A 2,103-nucleotide genomic window follows, 5' to 3' on the forward strand; every position below is an offset into this window, starting at 1 on the left:
TCGATGGAATCTGACGGTACGTCAGATCATGGCGGCGAGGGAAGCGGCGAGTGGTATTCGAGGTCCGGTAGCCGTTCGGGAAGCGCATTTCCCCACGAAGCCGCTGTGTTCGTTGCCGGAGCCACCGTTGGGCCCGCCAGTGGCGGCGAAGCCGCCCGCCCGCGGATGGTGAATCCACGAACGGACGGCTCCATCGAGGAGCGAGGGCTTCGGGCCGAGACCGGTGTTCCGCCCGACCGACGCTCGGAATCCACCGAGCTTCCGTCCGGACGGCGTCCGCACTCGATACGCCCGACGGCGCGCCTCCTGCCGCGCCTTCAGCCCGAACTGAGGGCTTCGGTCGGTGGCAGTCGTGCCGCGCGTCCGGCGGGGTACAGCCCCGCGAGTGCGCCGATCGCCACCGATGCCGCGACGCCGCCGAGGATGGCCGGCCAGGGCAGTACCAGCGGCCATCCCTTCGCGTGCGCGTATCCGCTGGTCACGATCAGCCCGAGGAGCACGCCGGCGACCCCGCCGAGGCCGGACAGGGTGATCGCCTCGGTCAGGAACTGGAGCCGGATCTGCCCGCGCCCGGCGCCCAACGCGCGCCGCAGTCCGATCTCCTGGCGGCGTTCGAGGACGGAGATGACCATGGTGTTCGCCACCCCGACCCCGCCGACCAGCAGTGCCACGGCGCCGAGTCCGACGAACAGGCCGGTGAAGGTGTTCTTGGCGGCGAGTTGTGCCTCCAGGGCGTCGGACGGGCGGCTGACCTTGACGCCGGCCGGGTCGGCCGGGTTGGCGGTCGCGGCGAGGACGTTACGCACGTCGTTCACGGCGTTCTCGGCGGAGCGTTCGTAGATGCGGGTCGGGTGCCCGTCGAAGCCGAGCAGGTCCTTGGCGGCCTGCCAGCCGACCAGCGCGGACCGGTCCACCTCGGGGGCCAGCGGGACCGGCTTCAGCACGCCGATCACGGTGAACCAGCGGTCGCCGATCCACACCTGCCGGTCCGGCCCGTCGACCCCGAGCAGCTCCGCCGCCCGCGCGCCGAGCACGACCGTGGGGTAGCGGGAGGTGGCAGCGTTGAACCATTGGCCCTTCGCCGTCTTGCCGCCGATGGTGGCGAGCAGGTCCTCGCGGGTGGCGGCGACGGTGATGCCCTTGGTCTCGCGCGGATCGATCCGATCGGTGCGACGCACACTGCGGCCGTCGAGTTGCGCGGTGGCGCTCGCCGAGGTCACCGGACCGATCCGGCGCACCATGTCGACCGCGTCCTCGGGCAGCGGCACCTTCCCCCCGAACATCGAGTCGCCCGGTCCGACCGAGAGCATGTTCGTGCCCAGGCTGCGGATCTGGTCCATCAACCGGGCCTGGCTGGCCGCGCCGATGCCCAGCACCGCGACCATCGCGGCGATCCCGATCGCAATGCCCAGACCGGACAGGATCGCGCGCATCGGCCGCCCACGCACCCCGAGCAGGCCCACCCGAACCACGTCGAGCGGTCCCAGTCGCGCGGTGCCGGGCAGCGGCACCGGCGCCGGCCGGGTGGCGGCAAGGGTGTCCGGACCGGTCGCCGTCATCCGGCCACCCCCAACGGCGGTTCGACCGAGGCACCGGTGTCCGCGTGGATGCGGCCGTCCAGGATCTCCACCCGCCGGGGCAACGACCGGGCGATGCCCGGGTCGTGCGTGATCACCACGATCGTGGTGCCGTCCGCGTGCAGTTCGTGCAACAACCGCATCACCGTCGCCCCCGAACGCGAATCCAGCGCACCGGTCGGCTCGTCCGCCAACACCAGCGCCGGACGCGCCACCAACGCCCGCGCGATCGCCACCCGCTGCCGCTCGCCCCCGGACAACTCCCGCGGCACGTGATCGAGCCGACCGCCGAGACCCACCCGCGCCAACGCCTCGGCCGCACGCTCACGCCGCTCGCGCACCGGAATCCCGTGGTAGTACAGGCCGTTCGCCACGTTGTCCACGGCGGTGAAATGCTCGGTCAGGAAGAACTGCTGGAACACGAAACCGATCCAGTTCGCCCGCACCCCCGAGAGTTGACGATCCGTCAAACCCGCGACGTCGTGCCCCAACAACCGCACCACACCCTCGGTCGGCCGATCCAGCG

Annotated in this window: 2 protein-coding genes; both read right to left on the bottom strand. The window is 71.7% G+C overall.

What is annotated here, in order from left to right:
* Positions 1-317: 317 nt before the first annotated feature.
* Positions 318-1,559: an ABC transporter permease gene (locus EMA17_RS51430; protein ID WP_126644128.1), complete on the bottom strand. Its 1,242-nt coding sequence runs from the start codon at positions 1,557-1,559 to the stop codon at positions 318-320.
* Positions 1,556-2,103: ABC transporter ATP-binding protein (locus EMA17_RS51435; RefSeq protein WP_126644129.1), on the bottom strand; the 548-nt coding region annotated here is incomplete at its 5' end. The genes EMA17_RS51430 and EMA17_RS51435, both read right to left, overlap by 4 nt.

The organism is Embleya hyalina, from assembly GCF_003967355.1.
In the GTDB taxonomy this organism is placed as follows: Bacteria; Actinomycetota; Actinomycetes; order Streptomycetales; family Streptomycetaceae; genus Embleya; species Embleya hyalina.

Bases quoted from the DNA above. Each gene is read 5' to 3' on its own strand.
- EMA17_RS51430 (WP_126644128.1), bottom strand. From the start codon at position 1,559: ATGACGGCGACCGGTCCGGACACCCTTGCCGCCACCCGGCCGGCGCCG.